Raw genomic sequence first — 25,228 nt, 5'->3', positions numbered from 1 at the left:
GAACGCACCGTCACTCGATGTACATCGACCGCGCCTCATTGTTGAATGTTCCGAGGTTGGTGCTCGAGGAGACCGGGCCGTATTCCAGTCCCAAGGTCCCGAAGTCGTCGTAGAGCCAGGTGACGCAGCCGTTGTACGACTGCAGCGACTCGATGCGGTCCTTCCAGCTGAGCAGGTCTGGGAATCCGTGTGCGACGCCGGCGCAGATGTTCGCGTTCGAGGTGTAGTAGCTCATGCTCTGGCCGGCGTAGCTCGTGGAGTCCCACACGGTGGCGAGCAGGTAGACCGTTGCGATGGTCGAGGAGTCTGCGCTCGATCGCCCGCCGTTCGAGCCGGTGGGAACCGCAACGAGCTCCGCTCCGGTTGCGAGTTCGATCTGCTCGTGAGGGTCGAGGGAAGCGTCGAAGCATCCGATCTCGTCGGTGTCGACGTCGTACCAGCAGGACTCGCTGGAGTCGGTGGCGGCAGCGGGTGTCGTGGGAAGCAAGGTCAGCACGCTTGCGGCGATGACGGCGAGTGCGGCGAGGCGGCCGGCTTCGAGGTGGGTGGTCTTCACGGCGACAGTCAACCGCTCGACGGGTCGGCGCGACAATGGCCGGCGAACGACGGTTCGGCGAAGAGACGGCCGCGAAGATGACCATTTCCGGACTGTTTCGCGCCGGGGTAAGGATTGTCTCGGGCGGAACAAATGGGGCGACACTCGATGTCGCTCGAGTGCGTGCGGCGGCCGTCTCAGACACTACACTCGGCGCTTGATGAGCGAGCAGGGTGATCGGAGCGACGGCGAGTTGCTCCTGCGGGCGTCTCGAAACGACGACCGCGCCTTCGCCGTCTTCTACCACCGGCACGCCGAGCGCGTCTTCGCCGCGGCGCTCGATGAGCTCGCCGACCACGATGAGGCGCAGCAGATCACGCAGCAGGTGTTCGCCACCGCGTGGGACAAGGCGGCGCGAGTGCGTCTCGTCGCCGGTTCGGCGGAGGCCTGGTTGTCGGTGACGTGCCGCAACCTGGTCGCGAACCGCCGGCGAGCGCTGCGCCGGCGGCTGGTCGCAGAGAGTCTTGATGAGCACGGGGCTAGCATTCTCGAAACACGAATGCTGCAGCGCGCCGCCGATCGCGAGCTGCTCGTGCAAGTGGAGGATGAGATCGCCGAGATGCCCTTCCTCGATCAGCAGGTCTACCAAGGCCTGATCGTCGAGGGTCGAAGCTACGACGAGGTTTCGGCGCAGCTCGAACTCTCGGTCGCGTCAGTGGGCAAACGCCTCAACCGCGTTCGGAAGCGGTTGCGTGTTCGGTTCGGAGGGACACGATGACCGGCGAACCGCGTCTGAGCCCGGAGCGCCGGGCTGACATGGAGCAGTGGCTGACCGGGCACATCCGTGCCCGCCGTCGCCGTCGTCGGAACCTGGCGATCGTGGGTGCGGTCGGTGCCGGGGCCGTCTCTCTCGGGCTGGCGGCCTGGATCGTGCTCGCCCCCCGCGAGGTGCAGGAGCGCTGGGTCGACTGCTATGCCGCGGCCGACCTCGACTCCGCACATGCCGGCGCAGCCCGCTCGAACAGCGATCCGCTCGAGGATCGCGACGCGATCGCTCTCGCGATGTGCGCGGACCTGTGGGAGCGTGGCCTCGTCGACGGCGCTCCGCACGAGGAGGCGCCCGAGCTCGCGCTCTGCATGCGCCCAGACCGATCGCTCGCGGCATTCCCGCGGAACGCGGCAGGGGTCGTGGAGACCGATCGCGACCTCTGCGCCGGCCTCGGATTGCGCACCCCGACACCCGCAGCGGAGTGATCGGCGGGTGCGGCCGTGCCCACCCCTGTTCGAGAAATCGCAGACCTTACCCCTCGTCGAAGAGTTCATCGGACGCTCGATTGAGTGACCTTGACTGTTCCGGCTTCAACAGTTCATTGAGCCGCGCCTGATCGACAGAATCGAGCTTGCACGTAACGGGCCTGAAGTCTTCACCGCAGTCGCTGGGGATTTGCGAGCCCTCCCAATGCCCGGACTGAAAGCTGCGATATCACGATGACGCTCACCGACCAGCCCCGGTCCCTCAAGGCGGTGCGCGGGCTCTCGGACAACCTGTTCAGAATCACCGCGCACGGCGGGGGTGTGCTGGTGCTCGCCCTCATGACCCTCGTCGGGCTCTTCCTCCTGATCCGCGGCGCCGAGGCGATCGGGTCGGCGGGCACGTCGTTCCTGACGACCGAGGCGTGGGAGCCGAATTCCGGGCGCTTCGGCATCGCCGCGGTGCTCTTCGGCACCGTGACGATCGCGCTCATCGCGATCGCGTTCGCGCTGCCGCTCGCCGTTGCCTCGGCCACGTACATCTCCGAGTACGCACCCGGCGGGCTGAAGCGGCTCCTCACCGGCATCGTGGACCTGATGGCCGCGATCCCCTCGGTGGTCTACGGGCTCTGGGGCATGTTCTGGCTCGAGGGCTCGATCCTGCCGGTCGCGCAGTGGATCTCGACATACTTCGGCTGGATCCCGATCTTCGCTGTCACGGGCTTCGACCCGAAGGACCCGCTCGCCACCCCGACGGTGTTCACGGCCAGCGCCTTTCTCGCCGGGCTCGTCGTGGCGATGATGGTCGCCCCGATCGCCGCGTCGATCATGCGCGAGGTGTTCGCGCAGGCGCCCGCCGGCGAGCGGGAAGGGGCGCTCGCGCTCGGCTCCACGAAGTGGGGGATGATCCGCTCGGTCGTCTACCCGTTCGGGCTCGGCGGCATGATCGGCGGCACGATGCTCGGGCTCGGGCGCGCGCTCGGCGAGACGATCGCGGTGTACCTCGTCATCTCGCCGGTCTTCGTCATCCAGCCCCACATCCTCGAGACCGGCACCAACTCGATCTCCTCGCTCATCGCCCTGCGCTACGGCGAGGCGAGCCCCTTCGAGCTCTCCGCGCTGATGGCGGCGGGGCTCGTGCTCTTCATCATCACGATGATCGTGAACTTCATCGCCGGCATCATCATCGCCCGCTCCCGTTCGGGCGCAGCGAGCTGAGCCGCAACAAGGACGACAACATGACACTCACCGAATCCCCCGCCCGCCCGAGCGACACCACGCCGCTTCACCGCACCGAGCTGCCCGCGCGCGAGCGGCCGGTGACGCATCCGACCAGGCCCGAGTCGCGACGCGACCTCTCTCGCATCCACCGCACCGACATCCTCCGCATCGTCGGCGCGGCCGTCGCCGGCATCGCCACGACGGCATGGCTGTTCACCCAGATCGCGCCGTTCGAGGGGCCGTTGGCGTTCGTGCTGATCAGCTACGTGCTGTTCGTCGGGTACTTCGTGGTGCTCATCAGCTTCGACGACAACCGGGTCACGATCGTCGACCGGGTCATGTCGGTGCTCGTGCACTCGCTCGCCGTCGTGCTGCTGCTCGCGCTCGCTGTGGTGATCGCGTTCACCCTCGCCCGCGGGTCGGAGGCGTTCCTCAATTGGAACTTCTGGGTGCAGGACCTCTCGCTCGCGGGCCCGCTCGACCCGCTGACGGTCGGCGGCATGCTGCACGCCGCGGTCGGCACGCTCATCATGATCGCCTTCGCGCTCGCGATCGCGATTCCGCTGGGCCTGCTCTGCGCGGTGTTCCTCTCCGAGTTCCCCAGCCCGTTCAGCCGCGTCGTGCGCACCGTCGTCGAGGCGATGACCGCGCTCCCGTCGATCGTGTGCGGCCTGTTCATCTACGCCACCTACGTGCTGATGTTCGGCCTCGACAAGTCGGGGTTCGCGGCCTCTCTCGCGATCACGATCATGATCCTGCCGATCATCATCCGCGGCGCCGACGTCGTGCTGCGCCTCGTGCCCGGCACCCTGAAAGAGGCATCGCTCGCGATGGGCACGAGCCAGTGGCGCACGATCTGGCACGTCGTCCTGCCGACGAGCAAGTCGGGGCTGATGACCGCGATCATCCTCGGCACCGCGCGAGGCATCGGCGAGACGAGCCCGGTGCTGCTGACCGCCGGCTACACCACCTACTTCAACTTCAATCCGTTCTCGGGGCCGATGGTGAGTCTGCCGTTCGCGACGTTCACGCTCGTGAAGTCGCCCGAACCCACGCAGATCGCCCGCGGGTTCGGCGCGGCCGCGGTGCTGATGGTGCTGGTGTTCGTGCTCTTCCTCCTCGCTCGGATCCTCGGCGGGCGCGGCGCCGGGGTGCTCTCCTCGCGTGGGCTCGCGCGGGCCAAGGCGGCGTCGAGGCGGGATGCCGCGCGGTTCGCGGAGCGCGAGGCCGCCTCGACGATCGAGACGAGCGGTTACGGCGGCATGGGGTTCCGAAGATCCAGTAGTCCAGGCCGAGGGGATGCCGCCATCCACGGCGCCGTCACCGACGGGAGCTCCCGATGAGCCGCCGCTGGAGCGTTGCCCGCACCGTCGTCGCGGTGCTCGGCGTGGTGCTCGTCACGGCCGGAAGCCTCACGATCGGGGCGACCCCCAAGGCTGAGGCCGTGGGCAGCGTGCACGCCCCCATCGTCGGCTCGGGTTCGACCTGGTCGGCCAACGCCCTGCAGCAGTGGATCCGCAACGTCTGGTCGAACTACCAGTGGAAGATCACCTATTCCGAGTCGGGCTCGACCCAGGGTCGCAACGACTTCCTGATGGGCACCGCCGACTTCGGCGTCAGCGAGATCCCCTACCAGATCGCGAACAGCAACGAGGCCGACGTTCGCCCGCCGAGGAAGTTCGCGTACATGCCGATCGTCGCGGGCGGCACCGCGCTCATGTACAACCTGGAGATCGGCGGCCGGCGAGTCACCAACCTGCGCCTCTCGGGCGACACGATCGCGAAGATCTTCACCGGCGTCATCACCCGATGGGATGACGCGCAGATCAAGGCCGACAACCCCGCACTCTCGCTCCCGGCGATTCCGATCGTGCCGGTGGTGCGTTCCGACGGCTCGGGCGCGACGGCGCAGGTGTCGATCTGGTTGCGGCAACAGCACACCGCACTCTGGGACGCGTATTGCCCGGCGGTCGGCCGCCCATTCGTGAACGGCCACTGCGGTGTGACGAGCAACTACCCGGTTGTGCCCGGCAGCGGTTTCGTCGCGAAGTCGGGCTCGAACGGCGTCGCCGGGTACGTCGCCCAGCCGCACGCGGGCGGATCGATCACGTTCGTCGAGTACTCGTACGCGCTGAACGCCGGCTACCCGGTCGCGAAGGTGCTCAACAACGCGGGCTACTACACCGAACCGACGGCGCAGAACGTCGCCGTCGGCCTGCTCAGCGCGCACATCAACGAAGACACGACCTCGCCCGACTACCTGACCCAAGACCTCAGCGACGTCTACACCTCGGGCGATCCGCGCACCTACCCGCTCTCGAGCTACAGCTACATCATCCTGCCGACCGCGCTCGAGTCGGACTTCACCGAGAACAAGGGTCTCACCCTCGCCGACTTCGGCGCGTACTTCCTCTGCGAGGGGCAGCAGCAGGCCGAGACCCTCGGCTACTCGCCGCTGCCGATCAACCTCGTGGAGGCGGGGCAGACGCAGATCAAGAAGATCCCCGGCGGCAACCCGGCGATCAAGGGCATCACCGACTGCAACAACCCCACGTTCTCGCCCGACGGCTCGAACCGGCTCGCCAACGAGGCGCCGAACCCGCCCGACTGCGACCGACAGGGCCCGACCCAGTGCGCCACGGGCACAGGCGGCGCGAAGGACACACCGACCGGCACGGGCGCCGCGACCACGAACGCAGACGCGAACGGCACCGCGGCGGGTGCCGCGGCCGGTGGCGCCGCGGCCGCAAGCGGCGACGCCGACACCATCGACGCCGCCGCTGCGCCCGTGCTCGTGAACGCGACGCCGCAGGTCATCCCGGTCGGCGCCGTCGGCGCCCTGCCCGCCGTCGCGATGCTCACCGCCGGAGCGGCGCTGCTCGCCCTCGCGACGGTTCCGCCGCTGCTCGGCAAGCGCCGACGCAAGAGCCTGCTGCCCGCCGCCCCCACTCGCGGCTCCCCGCGTTGAGCCCGCCCCGAAGAGAAGGAATCGCGATCGTGACCCGCACCCCGCCACCCGGATACGCCGCCCGGGCGCGTCTGCTCCGCTGGGCGAGCCTCGCGCTCGTCGCCGCCTCGACCGTGGGACTCATGGCGCTGACGCCGCCGACCACTGCACATGCCGAGACCGATGACTCCGCGGTCACCGTCAAGTGGGCCGGGGGGAACGATCCGAGCCTCCAGCGGTTCCAGGTCGACCACGCGCGGCTGCTCTCGGACGGCAACGGCAACGACGCCGGCTCGGGGCACTGGAACGACTTCAAGGATCTCGAAGTGTCGGTGGCGAAGACGCGCGGGCTCGGTGACGAGGCCGTCACCATCACCGCGACCGGCATGGCGGGCACGTTCCAGGCATATCCCGCCTCAGGGAGCGCGAACAACTATCTGCAGGTCTTTCAATGCTGGGGGCCGGATCCCTTGGCTCCCGACTTTGCGGAGACTTGTCAATTCGGCGCCTGGGATGGGCAGGCCGGGAACGTCAAGGCCAGCGAAGCGATGTACCAGGTCGTGGGCTTGGGCGCCAGCAGTCGCGGCGCGTTCAGCGCACACGGCGAGACTCTGTTTCGTTCGGTCACGGGCGAGGTGAATGTTCCGTCGGGGGTGAACGGAAACCTCAACGGGCTGGCGACGTTCTTCGATGCCTCGACCTCGAACGAGCTGCCCTTTGTGAGAATCGGCTCCAACAAGACCGCCAGCACCGAGTTCGAGGTGCAGTCCGCCGCCGCACAGCCCTACCTCGGTTGCGGGAGTGAGCGCCTCGCCGGTTCCCGGTGCTGGCTGGTCGTTGTTCCGCGAGGCACGCACTCCGGCGAGCTCGCACCGGGCGGCGAGCTCGCGTGCATGGGGTCGGGCTATGGCGGAAAGCCGCACGGTCAGGCCACCCTCATGCAGCTCGGTTCCCCGCTCGGCTCCGACTGTTCGTACTGGCACGACCGCATCGTCGTGCCGCTGGACTTCGCCGACCCGAGCGGGCAGTGCGCGAGCGGCAGCGCCGAGGTGCGGGTGGTCGGCAGCGAGCTGCTCGCCGGGGCGATGTCATCGTGGCAGCAAGGGCTCTGCTCGACCGAGAGCACGGTGTACAGCCTCACGACGAACTCCGGCGACCTGTCGCGCAGCCAGCTGCTCACGAACCAGGTCGGAGTGAGTGTGGTGTCGAATCCGCTCACCCCAGCGACCATCGGCACCGTCGACCCCGCCCTGCTCGAGGGCGCGGACATCGCCTACGCGCCGGTCGCGAACACGGGACTGGTCATCGCCTATGTCGCCGGCAGCGCCGACGGCGCCACGGAAATCACCGATTTGAAGCTGACACCCCGGTTGCTCGCGAAAGCGCTCACTCAGTCGTTCAAGTCTGATGTCCCGCAGCCCTACGCAACGGGCCCGCAACCCCAGATCGACGAATACTGGCCGCATCGAGCCCAAGAACTCCAGAGCGACCCCGAATGGCTCGCCCTGAACAACTTGCCTCCGGGCCGTCTCAACTCCGTCTACAGCGGTGCATTCGTCGTCGTCGGCCCGCAGGGCGATGACGCCATCGAGCTCCTGTGGCGGTATGTGCTGTCCGACGCCGATGCCGTCGCATTCCTGAAGGGCGGGCCCGACCCGTGGGGCAACACCATCAACCCCTACTACCTTCCGTCGACCCATCCGAACGCACGCGGCGGCGGCCTCGAGTTCGACCTCACGTCTGATCCGATCGATCGCTTCCTCAAAGCAGACCAGACCTTGGCGCCCGCCTCTAAGGAGGAGGCCGAGGAGAAGTACAACGGCCGGCAGCTCGACTCGATCACCATGCAGCCGTACTCGGGAAGCCTCGACGCGAACGCGAGACGCATCTTCCGCAGTGATACGAGGGTCACCAACGACTGGGACCCCAACAAAGAGAATTCTGCAGGCGAGAAGGGAGCCTGGGTGACTGCGGCTCCGCAGATGGCGAAGAACGGACAGTTTGTTCTCGGCCCAGCCGATGCGGCGTCCGCAGATCGCTTTGGGCTCGACACGATGCAGCTCGCCCTGCCGCTCAGCCGGGAGACCACCAGAGACGACTTCGCTACCGCCCGCACCTTCGTCGCACCGACCGACGCCACGATGCAGGCCGCCGGCGCCGCGATGGCGGCGAACCCGGATACCGGGGTGGCGCAACTCGACTTCACGACCCTCAGCGGTGACGCGTATCCGCTGACGACCACCTTGTACGCCGCGGTGAACCTCTCCTCCAAGCGGCTCGACGCGGCAGCGAGGGAACACTTCGCGGGCTTCCTCGACTACAGCGCCGGCCCCGGCAACGTGCGCGGCGCCGCTCCCGGTGAACTGCCCGACGGCTACGTGCCCCTGACCGAGGCGCAGATCGCCCGCACCGCCGCGGTCGCCGAGCTGCTCCGCAACCCGCCCGCGGCAGGCGGGTCTGGCGCAACCACCACGGTGCAGGTTCCCGCCCCGCCGGCAAGCGTCAGCACGGCGACGGGTGCCGCGCCGACGACGGCGATGTCGACGAGTTCATCGCCGGCTGCCGGCGCAGAGCGCACAGCCGCCTTCGGTGTACCGGCGCAGGCAGTCCTCGGCGGCACGCTCGTCGCCGGCCTCGCAGGTGCACTCGTCTCCCCGTTCCTGCTTCGACGAAGGACCGGAGGATGACGCCGACGTGACGAGTGCTCCGCCGTCGGCGGAGCGCTCCCGAGATGTCTCGATCGGCCACGGTTTCCCGGCCGAATGAGATGGCCCCCACCACGGCTATGCAACTCGGGTGAGGGCCTGCGCAACCAGGCGCGAAGGGAAACATTATCCCAAGGAGAAATCCAATGCAAACGAACACCAAGCTGCGTCGCGGCCTGCTCGCAGGTCTCGCCGCCACGGCGGTCGCCGCGGTCGCGTTCGGCGCTACGGCTCCGGCGAATGCCGACCCGGCGGGCGCGCCCACGTACCGCACCCTCGCGGGCGTCGGCTCCGACACCACGCAAGACCTCAACAACGGTCTCGCGTCGGTGGTCGCGATCGGTGGTTCGCTCGCCCTCGGGTCGTACGACGCGACCGGCAGCGCGACGATCCAGACCAAGTCGGGCGGCACGGTCTTCAACCGCCCGAACGGTTCGGGTTCTGGTGTCACGGCACTGAAGTCGGCGAAGGACGCCACCACCCTTTGGGGCGGTCAGAACCTCGTCGACACCGACGTGCAGTTCGCCCGCTCGTCGAGCGCTGCGGCCTGGACGCCCAGCGGGGCGTACTCGTACATCCCGTTGGCGCTCGACGCGGTGACCTACGCGACCGCCTCGACCACCGCCGTGCCGAACGGCATCCCGCTCGGCACGTCGACCGGTCAGGACAGCGACAGCGACGGCGTGCTCGACCTCACGCTGCGCAACATCTACACCCGCGGCGCCACGACGACGCTCGAGAACGCGAGCAACGTCGGCTTCACGGTCGGCGCACAGGGCTCGGGGGCGAACATCATTCCGTTCATCCCGCAGGCCGGCTCGGGCACCCGCTCGTTCTGGATCAGCCAGGTCGGCGGCAGCATCGGCAGCATCGTCTCGCCGACGTACACCGATGGTTCCGGCACGCACGACGTGCAGGAGCACGACGGCAGCGTGACCGCTGCGGTCACGAACGCACTCGTGCCGTTCTCGATCGCGCAGCACATCGCACAGGGCAACAGCGCCACACTGGCGTCGAACTACGGAGTCACCGTGACCGACCGTCGCAACGGGGCCGTGCTCCGCAGCGTCGGTGCGGTGGCACCGCTCGCCAGCGGCGTGCTCAACCCGGCGTTCCCGATCGCACGCCCGGTGTTCACGGTCGTGAAGTACGCCGAGCTCGCGACGAACACCGCGCTGGCCGCAGTGTTCCAGAACGACACGGCGCTCGCGTACAACGCGACGCGCCCCGGCTCCTCGAACCTCGTGATCACCGACTTCGGCTTCGGTGACCTCACGGGCGGCGTGACCATCGGCGGCGTCACCTACAACCCGGGTGACACCACCTCCTACCGCGCCAACTAGCGCGGAGCGGAACACACGAGCAGATCAGCGCGAGCTGTGACGCTCACCGGGGTGCGTCTGCATCATTCGCAGGCGCGCCCCGGACCACCATTCCGTCTACCAACCCGCACGACCCGTTCCCCGAAAGGACCCCCTCCAATGCCCACCACCCGCCCACGCCGCATCCGCTCAGCGATGCTCGCGGCCGCACTCTCAACCTTCGTCGCGGCCTCCGCACTGTCATTCGCGGCGCCCGCCTCGGCGGCCGAACTCGTTCCCGAAAACGAGATCAACGGCGGTGCTTACACGCTGACGCTTGACCCGGCGAGCCGTTCCGGGGTGAGCGGAGGCGTCTCCGCGCTCGTCTCGGGCCCCTCTACGGTCACCACCGATATCGGCTGCCCCGAGGGCTACCGCCGCTCGTCGCGCACCTTCATCGTGCACCCCGACGGGACGGAAAAAGCGGGTGCGGTGATGCGGGCGAACATGACGGCGGCCGCCTGGGGTCTGCAGGGCAACGCCATCACGCTGGTCACGAATCGCGCCTCGAACTGGTTTAACGACACCCTGACCGACGGCCTCAATGCATTCGTCGTCACATGCGATGCTCCGAATGAGGACGGTGGGTTCGTCGCTCTAGAGGCCCCGATCGGCGATTCGAAGTACTTCGTCGCGTACCTGCAGGTCGACCGGGCGGCGCAGTCGTGGACGGTCGTGCCCAAACCCGTCGAGAAGGCCGACACCACCGCGTCACTCACCCCGACCGCCGGCAACGACGGCTCGGTCACCCTCACCGCGACGGTCTCTCCTGCTGCGGCCACCGGGTCGGTCTCATTCGTGAACACCGCCACGGGCACCGAGATCGGCACGGGCACCCTGACCGCCGGTTCCGCCTCGACGACCGTGACCGGCCTCGCGGCCGGCACCTCGCACAGCTTCAAAGCGGTGTACGCCGGGGACGACGACCACAACGGCTCCGAGTCGGGCGTGGCGACCGTGAACACCGTCGCCGAACCGCAGCCGCCGCAGAACACCGCCATCACGGTCACGATTCCCGCATCGGCGACCGGGCTGAAGTTCACGGTCACCCCGGGGGCGGTCGCGCTCAGCGCGGCGACCCTCAACGGCACGTCGTACGTGGCAACCGGCACGCTCGAGCAGGCGAAGGTGTCTGACAACCGCGAGGTGCGCACCGCGTGGGCCCTGAACGGGTCGGCCAGCGAGTTCGTGAACACCACCGACAACACGAAGAAGATCGCCGCGTCCAGCCTCGGCTGGAAGCCCGAGCTCATCGGGGGCGCCGCAGCCAACGGCGGCACTGCCGGAGCCGAGGTCGCCGCAGGCGCCAACGGCGGCCTCTCGTCGCAGAAGTCGCTCGCGCAGGCCGCCGCCGGCGCAACCGTCGCCAACACCACGGTCAAGGCCGGCATCACGCTGAAAGCGCCGGCCGACACCGCCGCCGGCGACTACACCTCGACCCTCACCATCACGCTGATCTGACCCGAAACCGGCCCGGCAACACCACCCATCCACAGCTCACGGAAGACACGAAGCAGATCAGCGCGAGCTGTGACGCTCACCGGGGTGCGTCTGCATCACTCGCAGGCGCGCCCCGGACCGCTGCCCCGTCAACCAACCCGCACGACTCGTTCCCCGAAAGGACCCCCTCCAATGCCCACCACCCGCCCACGCCGCATCCGCTCAGCGATGCTCGCGGCCGCACTCTCAACCTTCGTCGCGGCCTCCGCACTGTCATTCGCGGCGCCCGCCTCGGCGGCCGAACTCGTTCCCGAAAACGAGATCAACGGCGGTGCTTACACGCTGACGCTTGACCCGGCGACCCGTTCCGGGGTGAGCCAAGGCAGCTCCGCGCTCGTCTCGGGCCCCTCTACGGTCACCACCGATATCGGCTGCCCCGAGGGCTACCGCCGCTCGTCGCGCACCTTCATCGTGCACCCCGACGGGACGGAAAAAGCGGGTGCGGTGATGCGGGCGAACATGACGGCGGCCGCCTGGGGCCTCCAGGGCAACGCCATCACACTGGTCGTGAATCGCGCCTCGAACTGGTTTAACGACACCCTGACCGACGGCCTCAATGCATTCGTCGTCACATGCGATGCTCCAACGGAGGACGGTGGGTTCGTCCCTAACAACGCCCCGATCGGCGATTCGAAGTACTTCGTCGCGTACCTCCAGGTCGACCGGGCGGCGCAGTCGTGGACGGTCGTGCCCAAACCCGTCGAGAAGGCCGACACCACCGCGTCACTCACCCCGACCGCCGGCAACGACGGCTCGGTCACCCTCACCGCGACGGTCTCTCCTGCTGCGGCCACCGGGTCGGTCTCATTCGTGAACACCGCCACGGGCACCGAGATCGGCACGGGCACCCTGACCGCCGGTTCCGCCTCGACGACCGTGACCGGCCTCGCGGCCGGCACCTCGCACAGCTTCAAAGCGGTGTACGCCGGCGACGACGACCACAACGGCTCCGAGTCGGGCGTGGCGACCGTGAACACCGTCGCCGAACCGCAGCCGCCGCAGAACACCGCCATCACGGTCACGATTCCCGCATCGGCGACCGGGCTGAAGTTCACGGTCACCCCGGGGGCGGTCGCGCTCAGCGCAGCGACCCTCAACGGCACGTCGTACGTGGCAACCGGCACGCTCGAGCAGGCGAAGGTGTCTGACAACCGCGAGGTGCGCACCGCGTGGGCCCTGAACGGGTCGGCCAGCGAGTTCGTGAACACCACCGACAACACGAAGAAGATCGCCGCGTCGAGCCTCGGCTGGAAGCCCGAGCTCATCGGGGGCGCCGCAGCCAACGGCGGCACTGCCGGAGCCGAGATCGCCGCAGGCGCCAACGGCGGCCTCTCGTCGCAGAAGTCGCTCGCGCAGGCCGCCGCCGGCGCAACCGTCGCCAACACCACGGTCAAGGCCGGCATCACCCTGAAAGCGCCGGCCGACACCGCCGCCGGCGACTACACCTCGACCCTCACCATCACGCTGATCTGACCCGAAACCAGCCCGGCAACACCACCCATCCACAGCTCACGGAAGACACGAAGTTGACCGCTCGCACCGCCGCCGTTCCGCACGGCCGGCTCGTCATGATCGCCGCGCTCGCATTCGCGACCCTCGCCATGACCTTCGCCCAGACTCCCGCGCACGCCGAAGATGGCAGTGAGGTCACCTGGAGCGTGCAGCCCTCCTCACCCGACGGCCCCGACGGGCGCACCGAGTTCGACTACCACGTCGCACCGGGCACCACGATCAGCGACTGGGTATCGGTGTCGAACTTCTCCGCCCAACCCGCGACGTTCCGCGTGCACGGCGCGGATGCCACGACCGACTACGACACCGGAGCGTTCACGCTCGTCGGCGCCGACGAGGCATCCGTCGATGCCGGAGCCTGGACGAGCATCGACTCCGGTGCCGCGGTCTGCGCCGACACCGACGACGAGGCCGAAGCGGCGTGCGCCCAGGCGATCGGCACCGAGATCACACTGCAGCCCGGCAGCCGGGCTGATCTGCCGTTCACGATCACCGTTCCCCAGGATGCGACCCCGGGCGACCATGCCGCCGGTATCGTCGCGTCGTTCCGCTCCACCGCCGTCGACGGCACCGGCTCGGCCGTGAACGTCTCGCAACGCGTCGGCACGCGAATCTACCTCCGCATCGACGGGCCGCTCAATCCCGTACTCGACATCAGGGGCACGGTGTCGGGCTACGACGGCAGCTGGAACCCGATCGGAGGCGGCATCGCGCGCGTCGGGTTCGACCTCGCCAACTCCGGCAATGTGCGCCTCTCGGCCACACCCAGCGCACGCCTGACGGGGCCGTTCGGCATCGATCTCGGCACCGTCACCCTGCCGTCGATCAAGAACCTCGTGCCCGGCGGCACCACCCACGTGACCGCCGAGTTCGCCGGCGTGCCGCCCCTCATCCTCCTCTTCGCCGATCTCACCGTCGTGCCCGCTGCCGCCGAAGGCGCAGCCTCCGCCGACGTCGCACCCGCGCCGATCGGAGCCTCGACCGTCGCGTGGGCGATCCCGTGGTCGTTGCTCGGCGTGCTCGCGGTCATCGCCGGGGCCATCTGGGCGAGCGTCTGGTGGCGCCGTCGTGCGCAGCGGCGACTCACGGCCGACCTCGTCGAGTACACCGAGCAGGTTCTCGCCTTGGCTCGTTCCACGCAGATTCACCCGACGAATGAAAGCGAGCCCATGCGATGAGCGTGCGATCACGAACCAGTGCGGCGGTCCGCTGCTTCATCGCGGCTCTTGCCGTGGCAGCCGCCGCATCGTGCGGCGCGGCAAGCGCGTCGGCGAAAGAGATCCCCGACCAGGAGACGGGATTCACGGTGACGATCCCGAGCCGCCCCCCTGCAAAACCGACGCCGACGCCGACGCGAGCGCCGCAGACGCCGGTCGCGAGCACCGGGAACGCAGGCAGCGGGTCGCCCAGCCGACCGGCCGCGAATGCGCCCCACGGGGCCCCCACTGCCGCGAACACTGCGAGCTGCACCCCGACCGAGCCCGCCGTGCCGAAGCAAGCGGCGACCACTGGAGAGAAGGCGACCACCGACAAGAGCCTGTACGTTCCGGGTCAGCAGGTCACCGCGACCGCGACCGGCTACGGCGCCGGCGAGCAGGTGCAGCTCGTGCTGTTCTCCGACCCGGTGCTGATCGGCACGTTCACCGCCGACGCTGGCGGGCAGGTGCAGGCGGTGTTCCCCGTAGCGGAGAAGACGACCGCGGGCACCCACACGGTGCAATTCACCGGTTGGTGCAAGAAGGTCGCCATCGCCGACATCCTCGTCGGAACGACGACAGGCGCCGCGAGCAGCACCGACATGAACATTCCGCCGTGGGCGCGGTGGACGCTCGGCGCGGTCGTGCTCGCGGGGCTCCTCTTCCTCGGCTGGCGGCTCATCCTCGTGATGCGCGAACCGGTCGCTGCTGACCCGGCGGTCGCACGCTCGTGAGCACCGACGTGAACACCGACGCCCGTGCGCCCGAAGCCGATGGCATGCTCGCCCCGCCCGGAAGACCCGACGAGCTCCAGGCCTCGGGCCGCGGACCCCGCCGCAACTCAGCGCTCGCCGGGAACGCCGTCACCGAGGTGCTGAGCCGCATCCCCAGGTCGCGGAAACGCGCCGCCCCGCCCGCCGGCGGGAAACCGCCGGGCGGCAACCCCACGCTCGGCCGATTGCCGTCGGCAGAACCACGGCAACTCGCACCACGCGATACGCGATGGTGGGCGGGCGCGGCAGTCTTGACGCTGTCGCTGCTGTTGCTCGGCTTCGTCGGTCACGTCGCCGTGTTCTCGACGTTCCAGCACCACAAGGCCCAAGAGATCGGCTACCAAGAGCTGCGCACCTCACTCGCGAAAGCGGAGGCTCCCGTCGGACAGCTCGACTTCGACGAGCAGATGGTGCCGCTCGGCACCGCTGTGGCGTTGCTGCAGATCCCGGCGGTCGGGGTCAGCGAGGTCGTCGCCGAGGGCACGACCGCCGAGGTGTTGCGCTCGGGTGCCGGGCACCGCCGTGACTCGGTCATGCCCGGTCAGGCCGGGACCAGTGTGATCATGGGCCGGCAGACCGCGTACGGTGGGCCGTTCGGATCGCTCAACCGGCTCGAGCCGGGCGATGAGATCACCGTCACAACCGGTCAAGGCACGCACGTCTACCAGGTGCTCGGGCTGCGCCGCGCAGGCGACCCCATGCCAGAGCCGCTCCGACCCAAGCACGGCCGACTCGAGTTGATCACCGCCGACGGGCTCGCCCTGTTCTCGTCGGGCGCACTGCACATCGACGCGCAACTCACCTCCACCGCCCAATCGACGCCGTCGAAAGTGATGGCCTACCAGGCGTTGCCCATCCCGGAACGCGCGATGGGGCAAGACGCAACCGCATGGTTCATCGCGTTCTTCTCGCTCGTCTTCTTCGCCGCGGCAGGCATCACGCTGTGGTGGCTGTGGAAGACGTGGGGGCGCTGGCAGACCTGGCTCGTCGGGGTGCCACTGATGCTGGTGCTCGGCGTGACCAGCGCCGACATCGTGATGAACGCCCTACCCAACCTGCTCTGACCGACATCGAGGACACCATGACCCAGCACACCGACCCCGACACCCAAGCCGCACCCGAGTTCGACGACATCACCACCGTGCACCGAACTCTCGGCAAAGCCGACTTCGAGTTGGGTGACCTCACGACCGCGCACACGCCGGTCTCCGCGGCATCCGCACCTGAAGTGACCAGCGTGCTGCCGGCGCCGAAGCGCCGCAGGTTCGCCGGGCGCGGCGCAGACGACGGCGCGCCGACGACCCCGCCCGTGAGCTCGTTCGAGACGATCGATCGCGCACCGTCGACCGCCGGCACCGCGCCCGCGTTGTCGACGCTCGACGCCAGAGAGGTCTCGGCCTGGTTCGGCGACCACAAAGTGCTCGACAAGGTCTCACTCACCATGCCCGCCGGGCAGGTCACCGCCCTCATCGGGCCGTCGGGATGCGGCAAGTCCACGTTCCTTCGCATCCTGAACCGCATGCACGAGCTCATCCCGATCGCGTCCCTCGCGGGCGAGGTGCTGCTCGACGGCGACGACATCTACGACCCCGGCCGCAAGCTGATCGACGCCCGGCGCCACATCGGCATGGTGTTCCAGAAGCCGAACCCGTTCCCGGCGATGTCGATCTACGACAACACCATCGCCGGCCTGAAGCTCACCGGCACCAAGGCCTCTCGCGACGAGAAAGACGAACTCGTCGAGCGCAGCCTCACCTCGGCGGGCCTCTGGAAAGAGGTGAAAGACCGGCTGCGCCAGCCCGGCGGCGGCCTCTCCGGCGGTCAGCAGCAGCGCCTGTGCATCGCCAGATCACTCGCCGTCACCCCGAAGGTGCTGCTCATGGACGAGCCCTGCTCGGCGCTCGACCCCACGTCGACCCGCGTCATCGAAGAAACCATGACGGAGCTGCAGAAGGAGGTGACGATCGTGATCGTCACCCACAACATGCAACAGGCGCAGCGCGTGTCGCAGCAGTGCGCGTTCTTCCTCGCCTCGCAAGGCACACCCGGGATGATCGTCGAGCACGGCGACACCGACGCGATGTTCACCGAGCCGCAAGACGAGCGCACCTTCGACTACGTCAACGGGCGGTTCGGCTGAACGATGAGCGATCCGTCAACCGCCGCGCATCCGGGCGAGCTGCTCGGCGGCCGATACCGGCTCGGCGGACTGCTCGGAGTCGGCGGCTCGGCCTCGGTGTTCGAGGCCGAAGACCTCACGCCGACTGGATCGGCGCCGGAGTCAGTCGCAGTGAAGGTCCTTCATCCGCACCTCTCGATCGACGAGCGCAGCCGGGAGGCGTTCTTCCGCGAGGCCAGAGCGGCGCAGTCGATCGCACACCCGAACATCGTCTCCGTGCGGGCCCATGGCCTGCACGAGGCCGGCGGCGTGACGATGGGCTGGATCGCGTTCGACCTCGTGCGCGGGCTGAGCGCCGCGGAGTGGGTGGCGACGCGCGGGCCGATGCATCCGCTCGTCGCGGTCACCGTGATCTCGGGCGTGCTGGCCGCACTGACCGCTGCACACGCGCAAGGGCTCGTGCATCGGGATGTGTCGCCGGCGAATGTGCTGCTCGAGGCCGACGAGACCGAGATGACCGTGGCGCAGGTGCGTCTCGTCGACTTCGGCCTCGCCGATGTCACCGGGCGGCCGACGCTCGGCACCGATGTGCTCCTCGCTGCAGACGACGCCGATGCGCGCGACGACACCGTGGAGCGCGACGAGCTGGGCGTCATCGGCAACGCACTGTACATGTCGCCCGAGCAGGCCCTCGGCAAGGCGGTTCGGGCGTCGGGCGACATCTACCAGACCGGAGCGGTGCTGTACTTCCTCCTCACCGGGCGACCGCCGTTCCCGCGCGCCACGACCCGTCAGGTGCTCGAAGCGCACGTGACGGCGCCGCCGCCGGTGCCGTCGGCGGTCGCCGCCGTACCCCGGGCGCTGGACCGCGTCGTGACCACCGCGATGAACAAGACGCCGGTACGGCGCTACCGGAACGCCGAGGAGTTCCGATTCGCACTCATCGAGGCATCCGCGAGCATTCCGGCGCGCGTCGAGCCGCCCGCCGACCCGACAGCGGTCGACGAAACGGACGCGGCGACGGGTGCGACCCTGCTGCTGCCGCGGGGCGACGCGACATCCGTCGACTATCTGGATGCCCCGCAGGTGGGGCCGAAGGATGCCGCGACCCTGACTCGCACCTCTGGCGCCGGACTCCTCGTGGCCATCGCGGCGATGGTGCTGATCGGGGGCTCGGTCGTGTGGGGCGTGGTGACCCGGAGCTCCCCCGTCGCCGGCGACGGGCAGCGCTCGCCGTCGGCGGAGGCCCTGCCGAGTGAGACATCCACTCCCGAGCCGACCTCGACGCCGGAGCCGCCGCCGATCATTGCTCCGATCGTCGATCTGTCGGTGCCGGCCCTGATCGGCTCGCTGGCCGATGCCGAGCGCGTGCTGCGCGAAAGCGGGCTGGTGCTCGGCCAGGTCACCCGCATCGAATCCGCCGAGGGGGTCGACCGAGTGCTGTCGCAACACCCGGCCGCAGGTTCGCCCCTCCCGCCCGGCTCCGGCGTCGACGTCACCATCGCGAACGGGTCCAACACGGTGCCGCACGTCGCCGGGCTCGACGTCGCGACCGCGACCGCGCTCCTCGAGTCCGCGGGCTTCACCGTCGTCGCGCCGCCTGCGACGTCGACGGCCGACGTGGTGACGGCAAGCAGACCCGCGTCGGGGGCCGTCCTGAAGCACGGCATCGCCGTCAGCCTCGTCGTTGCCGAGCCGACCCCGACGCCGACACCGACACCGGCTTCGGGTTCGGCTTCGGCTTCGGCTTCGGCTTCGGCTTCGGCTTCGGGCGGATCAGGGGCCCGCAGACGATGACCGATGACCTGACGACGCAAGCTGCGTCTCCGACGAATCGGCCCCGGAGCGTGCTCGCAATGCGCTTGCTCGTCGGAGTCGCGGCGGCGGCGCTCGCCGTGGGCGCGGCATCCGCTGTGCACCTCGGGCGCACCCCGTCAGTCGATGCCTCGACGATGCATGCCGTCGCGCCGACGCTCGCGCCCGCCCCGCCGGGCGGGGAGCCCGACCGCCTCGGCGCTTCGACACCGACCTCCCGGATCGACGACGGCTGGGCCGCGGAGGTCGCGGCGGCGACCGGCATACCCGAACGGGCGCTCAGAGCGTATGCATCGGCAGATCTCGCCGTCGCGGCCGAGCAGCCCGGGTGCGAGATCGGCTGGAACACGATCGCGGCGATCGGTGCGATCGAGTCGGGGCATGGAACCCACGCGGGTGCCGTGCTCGACGCCGACGGGTACCCGCGACCCGCCATCCGCGGTCCATCGCTCGATGGGCGCGAGTTCGCCGCGATCGCCGACACCGACAGCGGCGTCTGGGACGGAGACCACGAGTGGGACCGCGCGGTCGGCCCGATGCAGTTCATCCCCGACACGTGGCAGACCTGGGGCGCCGACGGCAACACCGACGGTGCCGCCGACCCGAACCAGATCGACGATGCCGCACTCGCGACCGCGCGCTACCTGTGCCACTCGGGGCCGATGTCGACCGCAGAGGAATGGCGCGCAGCCGTGTACAGCTACAACCACGTCGAGGCATACGTCAACGAGGTCGCCGGCATGGCGAACGCGTACGCCTCGCAGCAGGCCGGTGAGTAGGGCGGACGGAGTGGTGACTGGGGGTCGGCTCAGCGCATGATCGATCCATGCCCGCTGCCCACCCTCCCGGTCTTCGGGTCGACTCTGCACTCACGATCCCAGAGGCTGAGCTGTCTTGGCGGTTCTCGCGGTCGTCCGGTCCCGGCGGGCAAGGTGTGAACACTGCCGACTCCCGAGCGCAACTCGTGTGGGATCTGGCAGGCTCGGCCGTCCTCTCTCCGCTCCAGCGCGAGCGACTCCTCGAGCGTTTGAGCAGTCGCGTTGTCGACGGAGTACTGACGATCACCGCATCCGAGCATCGCGCGCAATTGCGTAACAGGAATGCTGCGCGCGCTCGGCTCGCCGCCGTCGTCGCCGAGGCTCTGCGGCCGCCGTCACCGTCGCGACGACCGACGCGTCCGAGTCGGGGTGCCAAGGAAAGGCGCTCGGAAGCGAAGAAGCGGTGCACGGGTGTCAAGCGACTGCGTCGCCCACCTCACGACTGACCAACGAGATGACCCATGGCCTATACCAAAGGTTAATCTCCTAACCTTTGGTATGATGAGGCATGTCGTCAGATCAGCCGCGGTTCATGGAAGGTCGCCCGGCCAAGCCCGGCGCCTGGCCTGCGCTCGACTACGAGCCTCGCCCGTGGGAACGCACCGGCGATGAGGTCGCCTCCCGCCGGGCGCTGCTTCGGGCTCGCGGCGACTATCAAGCCGCCGTCCCGCCCTTCATCGCCGCAGCGCCGGTGACACTGGCCGCTGAGACCATTGCCCTTGCCGACGACGCGAGCCAGGAGCTCGCCCGGTTGGACGCTGAGGCCGGGATGATCGCCGCGCCGTTCGCGTCGATCCTGTTGCGGTCTGAGTCTGCGTCGAGCTCGGAGGTCGAGAACCTCACCTCGAGCGCGAAGCAGGTCGCCCTGGCCGAGATCGGCGAGTCCCGATCCGACAACGCGCGTCTGGTGGTCGCGAACGTCAACGCCATGAAGGCTGCAATCGAGCTGTCCGACCAACTGGACGAAGCCTCGATCCTCGCGATGCACGACGCGCTGCTCCGCGACAGTGCACCAGCGTACGTCGGGCACTGGCGCCAAGAGCAAGTATGGATCGGCGGCGGGAGCATCTCGCCGCACGCGGCGACATTCGTGCCGCCCCACCAGAGCCGGGTGCCCGACCTCATGGCGGATGTGGTCGCATTCGCCCGGCGCACTGACGTGCCGGTGCTCATCCAGGCGGCGATCGCGCACGCCCAGTTCGAGACCATCCACCCGTTCCCAGACGGCAACGGCCGGACCGGGCGCGCGCTCCTGCAGGGCATGCTCCGCCACGGCCGCCTGACCCGCAACGTCACCGTGCCCGTGTCGGCGGGCCTCCTGCGCGACACGGATGGCTACTTCAGCGCGCTCACCGCGTACCGATCCGGGCGGCCCGACGCCATTGTCGCCGCCGTGGCGGAAGCCTCGTTCTCCGCCGTGAGCAACGGCCGCGCCTTGGTCGGCGACATCCAGGCTGCTGCGAAGCGGTGGGACAGCCAGGTCACCGCCCGAAGCGACTCCTCGGTGCACCGGGTGAAGGCGTACCTGCTCCGCCAGCCGGTCGTGAACACGAAGACCGTCGCCGCCGAACTCGGGATCAGCGAAGTCGCCGCGCAGGGCGCCATCGACCGGCTCGTCGACGCAGGGGTCCTCACCAAGATCAGCGCCGGCCGGCGAAACAGGATCTGGCAGGCACAGGAGATCCTCGCTGCGCTGGATGCGTTTGGCGCACGGGCCCGACGCCGCCGCGGCTGAGTCGGCTGACGAAGCTCACGACGCTCCAACCGCTCGAGGAGTGCGCCGATGAGCACGAGCCCGAGGCGAATCAGATTCCGACCCCGCATCTCAGCCCGGTTCGCGTGCGGAAGGAAGGCCGTGGCGTAGTGGGCGACCCCTTGGACGCCGGGAGTGCTGGAATAGTCCTGGTCGTGGATCCTGCCGACGCGGACGAGGTGGTGCGGCTGTTGGCGGATGCCACGAAGGTGAGCACGAGCGACCTCACCGTTGATCGTGACGAACTGAACGACGATGTGGACGGCTCCTACGAGTAGCCTCTCGACGATGGCGACCGCTCACGATGAGCTTCCAGCGCTCAGCGACTTGAAAGTACTCTCTCGCCCGTTCGACGTCGACCCGCAACCACAAAGCGCTCCGTGTCCGACACCGCGGCGGTGAGCAGGGCGACGAGTCGATCGTCGGGATCCTCGACGCACGCCTGCGCAATCCCATCCACGGCGCCGGTCACGATATCCCGGCATTGCCGCACGGTCATCCCCGCGCGGCTCCGACCGACTTGCTCGATGAACTGGATGGCCCAGGCATCGGCTGCGGGGGCGGCGCGCAGTGCGGCCTCCGCCAGTTCGCGCGACTCCGCGGCGAGCTCGTCATTGCGTTCCGCGAGAACCCTGAGGGCGGCGCGTACCCCCACCGCCTGCGAACGCTGGCGCTCCTCGGCTGCGATAGGCAGGGCAGCGCTGGCAGCTCGCATCGCGAGCAGGACGTCGAGCAGCGGGTCGTCGCTCGTCAGACCGACGACCGTCGGGATGAGCGGCGTGAGCCGGGCGCGGCCGGCTTCGCCCGTCCGGTCGTTCACCATCCGTGCAAGATGCGCGAGGGTGCCGTGGGTACACGCGGGATGGTCGCTCCAACGCTCCCCCGCGAGGTACGACGCGAATTCCATGAAGCAGGCCCCGTGTCGTGGCGAGCGGTGCCGGCCCGGGGAGAGGATCGGCATGACATCCGGGTGAGCCATCCAGTCGCGCATGGCACCTCCTCTCTCCTTCCACTGTGCGCCTGCCGCAGCCGCGATTCAAGTACCTCCGCCGAGACGCCGTGGCCCACCGGGCCGCGCTCGTGACCACCCGGCGACGCGAGGGCGCTGAGCCGTGCACGACGAGCGCCTCCGAGGCCCGGTCTGCGGCAATGAGCGCTCCAGGCCCGAGCGCGACGCCCGGGAGCGAGCGCGAGTCGAGCTTGTCAACCCCGTGAAGCACCCTCGCACATCGCATACGGTGGCCTGAACCGGCGTGGCTCGCTGGGAGAGGGACCGAGATGGAGAGTCGCAATGGTCGCGGTTCACGGTGGACGAGCGATTGCGCGACCGTGAGCTCGGCATCCTCGACCTGCACCTCAGTCGGTGCGCTGCAGCGGCATCCCATCTCCGAGCGTCTGCCAGGGGCGCTCAAGGCGATAAATGGCGGCCGATCACACGGAGAAGGAGATCGACGATGAGCGGAGAAGCGAGTTCCACGACGAGCGAGGGCGAGCTTCGCGCCGGCGGGCTCAGCGACGAGGAGTTGAGCGCGAAGGACACCAGCGGGAGCCCCGGCACCGAGCAGCTGTCGCCCGCACTCGACATAGACGCTCGGCTCACCGAGATCGAGCGCCGCGTGAACCTGCTTGTCAACGCCACACCACTCAACGCCGCGGAGGCGTGGGCGGACTTCGAACGCAGTGACTTCGGCACGGCCCCCACACTGCGGCTGCGGCCGTTGGACTTCGACCCGGACCTGGCACAGCGTGACCTGTACGACCTCGAGGTCGAGAACGTGGGCGACCCGGCGCTGCACACGCTCTTCCGGGCGAAGAGGGACGAGATCGCCCGGCAGATCACCGCGTTGGAGGACCGCGACACGTCACGGTTCCTGTACGGGTCACTCCAGCTCTACGGAACGGTAGCCCCTCCGCTGGCCGCGGCGGCGGCGGAGCTGCTCGAGACCATCCCCCCTCAGGCGCCCAGCACCCAGACCGTCACGGCCGGGGCGTTCGCCGACGCGGCCCGTGCGGAGTTCGAGCGCTACCGCGCCGTGTACCCGGACTTCCCGGTCCGCGTCGAGGTACGGGACGACATCTCCGAGCTGATGGTGTCGTTCGGCCGCCTGCTCATCCCGGAGTCCGCCGCCTTCCGGGCCGACCGGATCGAGCCGTTGCTGCACCACGAGGTCGGCACCCACGTGGTCACCTACCAGAACGGTGCCCGGCAGCCACTGACGCTGCTGACCATCGGCCTGCCCGGCTGCGACGAGACCCAGGAGGGCCTCGCCGTGCTCGCCGAGTACCTGACCGGCGGGTTGGACCCGCGGCGGCTGCGCGTGCTCGCGGCGCGAGTGGTCGCGGTCGGCAAGATGCTCGACGGCGCCGGCTTCCTGGACATCTTCGAGTCGCTGCGGACCGACCACCGCATACCGGCACGGACCGCGTGGTCCATCGCCATCCGGGTCGTCGTCGGGGGCGGTTCGGTGAAGGACGCGATCTACCTGCGCGGGATCACGCGCATCCTCGACGCCCTCGCCGAGGGCAGCCGCCTCGACGTCCTGCTCGTCGGCAAGCTCGCGTTGGACCACATCCCCCTGGTCCAGGACCTGCTCGACCGCGAGGTGCTCCACGCGCCGTGGGTTCGGCCACGCTGGCTGGACGTGCCCGGTGCACACGAGCGTCTGGAGCGGCTGCGCGCGGGCGCGACGGTCACCGACCTCTACGAGGGAGACGTGGCGGCATGAGGCTCGCATTTCTCGTCAACGACGTCGACACCGAGGTCGACGAGTACACGACCACCCGACTCGCCAGGGCCGCAGCCAGGGGCGGGCACGAGACCTGGTATGTCGGCGTCGGGGACCTCGAGCGCGGCAGCAGCGACGGGCTGTTCTCGGCCATGGCTCGCGCCGCGAGGTGGAAGAGCGACGACACCCTCGCGAGCTTCATGGAGGGGATCAAGGCGCGCGACGCCGAGCGGATCGTCATGGACGACCTGGATGCGCTCGTCCTGCGCAACGAGTCGATCGACGACCTGCAGGACCGCCCCTGGGCCAGCCCGATGGGCGTGGTGTTCGGACAGATGCTCGCGGACCGAGGTGTCACGGTGGTCAACGACCCGAACGCCCTCCATCGAGCGACCAGCAAGCTCTACCTGGAGGAGTTCCCCGAGAAGGTTCGACCACGGTCGCTGGTGACACGAGATCCCGAGGCGATCGAGCGGTTCGTCGACGAAGTCGGCCACTGCGTCGTCAAACCGCTATACGGGGCCAAGGGCCGCAACGTCTTCATGATCGAGGGCCCGGGAGAGACCAACCTCGCGCAGATGACGGAGGCGGTCCTGCAGGACGGCTACGCCATCATCCAGGAGTTCATCGACGGAGCCAAGGACGGCGATGCCCGGATCTTCCTGCTGGAGGGCCGCATTCTCGAGTGCGACGGCAGGCCGGCCGCCTTCCGACGCGTGCCCACCGGCAACGACCCCCGCGCCAACATCAGCACCGGCGGTCGGTCGGTGCCCCTCGAGGTCGGTGAGGCCGAGCTCGGCATCGTCGAGGCGGTGGGCGACAAGCTCGTCGCCGATGGCATGTTCCTCGTGGGCATCGACGTGATCGGCAGCCAGGTGGTGGAGATCAACGCGGAGAGTCCCGGCGGCTTCCAGAGCATCGAGAGGCTCTACGACATCGACATCGCAGAGACCGTCATCGAAGCCCTGGAGCGCCGCGTGAGCCCGGGGTCCTGAG

General features: G+C 69.0%; 22 protein-coding genes. 20 read left to right on the top strand and 2 right to left on the bottom strand.

Translation table 11 applies throughout. From position 1 onward, the window contains the following. Positions 1–10 precede the first annotated feature (10 nt). Positions 11–556, bottom strand: coding sequence for a hypothetical protein (locus tag DCE93_RS06940; protein WP_146184956.1), 546 nt, complete (start codon positions 554–556; stop codon positions 11–13). Positions 557–755: 199 nt separating this feature from the next. Here DCE93_RS06940 and DCE93_RS06935 point away from each other — a divergent pair, with 199 nt between their 5' ends. From DCE93_RS06935 to DCE93_RS14905, 18 genes are all read left to right on the top strand, one after another. Beyond that, positions 756–1,313 carry an RNA polymerase sigma factor gene (locus DCE93_RS06935; RefSeq protein ID WP_168186180.1) on the top strand — a complete coding sequence of 186 codons (558 nt, stop codon included), beginning with the start codon at positions 756–758 and terminating at the stop codon, positions 1,311–1,313. Beyond that, entirely contained in the window at positions 1,310–1,789 is a 480-nt protein-coding gene (locus DCE93_RS06930; protein WP_146184954.1) for a hypothetical protein, read from the top strand. Before DCE93_RS06935 ends, DCE93_RS06930 begins: the two co-directional genes overlap by 4 nt. A gap of 234 nt (positions 1,790–2,023) precedes the next feature. Further along, entirely contained in the window at positions 2,024–3,004 is a 981-nt protein-coding gene (pstC, locus tag DCE93_RS06925) for a phosphate ABC transporter permease subunit PstC (RefSeq protein ID WP_108595239.1), read from the top strand. 20 nt (positions 3,005–3,024) lie between these two features. Continuing rightward, positions 3,025–4,350 (top strand): phosphate ABC transporter permease PstA, encoded by a 1,326-nt coding sequence (gene pstA / locus DCE93_RS06920; protein ID WP_108595238.1) that lies wholly within the window; start codon positions 3,025–3,027, stop codon positions 4,348–4,350. After that, entirely contained in the window at positions 4,347–5,975 is a 1,629-nt protein-coding gene (locus DCE93_RS06915; protein ID WP_108595237.1) for a phosphate ABC transporter substrate-binding protein PstS, read from the top strand. The genes pstA and DCE93_RS06915 overlap by 4 nt, the downstream gene beginning before the upstream one ends. A 29-nt stretch (positions 5,976–6,004) precedes the next feature. Then, positions 6,005–8,641 carry a hypothetical protein gene (locus DCE93_RS06910; protein WP_108595236.1) on the top strand — a complete coding sequence of 879 codons (2,637 nt, stop codon included), beginning with the start codon at positions 6,005–6,007 and terminating at the stop codon, positions 8,639–8,641. Positions 8,642–8,805: 164 nt separating this feature from the next. Next, on the top strand, positions 8,806–10,002 hold the full coding sequence (locus DCE93_RS06905; RefSeq protein WP_108595235.1) for a hypothetical protein: 1,197 nt from the start codon (positions 8,806–8,808) through the stop codon (positions 10,000–10,002). Between the two features lie 138 nt (positions 10,003–10,140). Further along, a complete protein-coding gene (locus DCE93_RS06900) occupies positions 10,141–11,481 on the top strand; it encodes an Ig-like domain-containing protein (protein ID WP_108595234.1) in 1,341 nt (446 codons plus the stop codon). Between the two features lie 171 nt (positions 11,482–11,652). Then, positions 11,653–12,993: an Ig-like domain-containing protein gene (locus DCE93_RS06895; protein ID WP_108595233.1), complete on the top strand. Its 1,341-nt coding sequence runs from the start codon at positions 11,653–11,655 to the stop codon at positions 12,991–12,993. A 53-nt stretch (positions 12,994–13,046) separates the two neighbouring features. After that, complete coding sequence (locus tag DCE93_RS06890; RefSeq protein WP_108595232.1) at positions 13,047–14,210, top strand: WxL protein peptidoglycan domain-containing protein; 1,164 nt, start codon at positions 13,047–13,049, stop codon at positions 14,208–14,210. Between the two features lie 308 nt (positions 14,211–14,518). Further along, entirely contained in the window at positions 14,519–14,962 is a 444-nt protein-coding gene (locus tag DCE93_RS14420; protein ID WP_146184953.1) for a hypothetical protein, read from the top strand. Beyond that, positions 14,959–16,065 carry a sortase gene (locus tag DCE93_RS06880; RefSeq protein ID WP_108595230.1) on the top strand — a complete coding sequence of 369 codons (1,107 nt, stop codon included), beginning with the start codon at positions 14,959–14,961 and terminating at the stop codon, positions 16,063–16,065. The genes DCE93_RS14420 and DCE93_RS06880 overlap by 4 nt, the downstream gene beginning before the upstream one ends. A gap of 302 nt (positions 16,066–16,367) precedes the next feature. Beyond that, positions 16,368–17,141, top strand: coding sequence for a phosphate ABC transporter ATP-binding protein (locus tag DCE93_RS06875; protein ID WP_235825290.1), 774 nt, complete (start codon positions 16,368–16,370; stop codon positions 17,139–17,141). A gap of 3 nt (positions 17,142–17,144) precedes the next feature. Then, entirely contained in the window at positions 17,145–18,917 is a 1,773-nt protein-coding gene (locus tag DCE93_RS06870; protein ID WP_108595229.1) for a protein kinase domain-containing protein, read from the top strand. A gap of 59 nt (positions 18,918–18,976) precedes the next feature. Continuing rightward, the gene (locus tag DCE93_RS06865; protein WP_205647493.1) at positions 18,977–19,714 is read left to right on the top strand and encodes a lytic transglycosylase domain-containing protein; all 738 of its coding nucleotides are present in this window, start codon (positions 18,977–18,979) and stop codon (positions 19,712–19,714) included. 47 nt (positions 19,715–19,761) lie between these two features. Continuing rightward, entirely contained in the window at positions 19,762–20,199 is a 438-nt protein-coding gene (arfB, locus tag DCE93_RS06860) for an alternative ribosome rescue aminoacyl-tRNA hydrolase ArfB (protein ID WP_108595227.1), read from the top strand. 62 nt (positions 20,200–20,261) lie between these two features. Then, on the top strand, positions 20,262–21,488 hold the full coding sequence (locus DCE93_RS06855) for a Fic family protein (RefSeq protein WP_244284263.1): 1,227 nt from the start codon (positions 20,262–20,264) through the stop codon (positions 21,486–21,488). Between the two features lie 173 nt (positions 21,489–21,661). Continuing rightward, on the top strand, positions 21,662–21,784 hold the full coding sequence (locus tag DCE93_RS14905; protein WP_276329514.1) for a hypothetical protein: 123 nt from the start codon (positions 21,662–21,664) through the stop codon (positions 21,782–21,784). Positions 21,785–21,825: 41 nt separating this feature from the next. Here the strand turns inward: DCE93_RS14905 and DCE93_RS06850 are convergent, their stop codons facing one another. Beyond that, a complete protein-coding gene (locus DCE93_RS06850) occupies positions 21,826–22,497 on the bottom strand; it encodes a hypothetical protein (protein ID WP_205647492.1) in 672 nt (223 codons plus the stop codon). A gap of 463 nt (positions 22,498–22,960) precedes the next feature. Here DCE93_RS06850 and DCE93_RS06845 point away from each other — a divergent pair, with 463 nt between their 5' ends. Next, a complete protein-coding gene (locus tag DCE93_RS06845; RefSeq protein WP_108595225.1) occupies positions 22,961–24,232 on the top strand; it encodes a peptidase MATCAP family protein in 1,272 nt (423 codons plus the stop codon). Next, positions 24,229–25,227: an ATP-grasp domain-containing protein gene (locus tag DCE93_RS06840; RefSeq protein WP_108595224.1), complete on the top strand. Its 999-nt coding sequence runs from the start codon at positions 24,229–24,231 to the stop codon at positions 25,225–25,227. The genes DCE93_RS06845 and DCE93_RS06840 overlap by 4 nt, the downstream gene beginning before the upstream one ends. The last annotated feature ends 1 nt before the right edge of the window (position 25,228 follow it).

Origin of the sequence: Agromyces badenianii (genome assembly GCF_003070885.1) — a bacterium.
In the GTDB taxonomy this organism is placed as follows: domain Bacteria; phylum Actinomycetota; class Actinomycetes; order Actinomycetales; family Microbacteriaceae; genus Agromyces; species Agromyces badenianii.
This window is presented reverse-complemented; position numbering and strand designations above follow the sequence as displayed.

Excerpts from the sequence above, each read along its gene's own strand:
- DCE93_RS06935 (WP_168186180.1), top strand. The coding sequence starts at position 756 with ATGAGCGAGCAGGGTGATCGGAGCGACGGCGAGTTGCTCCTGCGGGCG.
- DCE93_RS06930 (WP_146184954.1), top strand. The coding sequence starts at position 1,310 with ATGACCGGCGAACCGCGTCTGAGCCCGGAGCGCCGGGCTGACATGGAG.
- pstC (WP_108595239.1), top strand. The coding sequence starts at position 2,024 with ATGACGCTCACCGACCAGCCCCGGTCCCTCAAGGCGGTGCGCGGGCTC.
- pstA (WP_108595238.1), top strand. The coding sequence starts at position 3,025 with ATGACACTCACCGAATCCCCCGCCCGCCCGAGCGACACCACGCCGCTT.
- DCE93_RS06915 (WP_108595237.1), top strand. The coding sequence starts at position 4,347 with ATGAGCCGCCGCTGGAGCGTTGCCCGCACCGTCGTCGCGGTGCTCGGC.
- DCE93_RS06905 (WP_108595235.1), top strand. The coding sequence starts at position 8,806 with ATGCAAACGAACACCAAGCTGCGTCGCGGCCTGCTCGCAGGTCTCGCC.
- DCE93_RS06900 (WP_108595234.1), top strand. The coding sequence starts at position 10,141 with ATGCCCACCACCCGCCCACGCCGCATCCGCTCAGCGATGCTCGCGGCC.
- DCE93_RS06895 (WP_108595233.1), top strand. The coding sequence starts at position 11,653 with ATGCCCACCACCCGCCCACGCCGCATCCGCTCAGCGATGCTCGCGGCC.
- DCE93_RS06870 (WP_108595229.1), top strand. The coding sequence starts at position 17,145 with ATGAGCGATCCGTCAACCGCCGCGCATCCGGGCGAGCTGCTCGGCGGC.
- DCE93_RS06865 (WP_205647493.1), top strand. The coding sequence starts at position 18,977 with ATGCGCTTGCTCGTCGGAGTCGCGGCGGCGGCGCTCGCCGTGGGCGCG.
- arfB (WP_108595227.1), top strand. The coding sequence starts at position 19,762 with ATGCCCGCTGCCCACCCTCCCGGTCTTCGGGTCGACTCTGCACTCACG.
- DCE93_RS06855 (WP_244284263.1), top strand. The coding sequence starts at position 20,262 with ATGTCGTCAGATCAGCCGCGGTTCATGGAAGGTCGCCCGGCCAAGCCC.
- DCE93_RS06850 (WP_205647492.1), bottom strand. The coding sequence starts at position 22,497 with ATGCGCGACTGGATGGCTCACCCGGATGTCATGCCGATCCTCTCCCCG.
- DCE93_RS06845 (WP_108595225.1), top strand. The coding sequence starts at position 22,961 with ATGAGCGGAGAAGCGAGTTCCACGACGAGCGAGGGCGAGCTTCGCGCC.
- DCE93_RS06840 (WP_108595224.1), top strand. The coding sequence starts at position 24,229 with ATGAGGCTCGCATTTCTCGTCAACGACGTCGACACCGAGGTCGACGAG.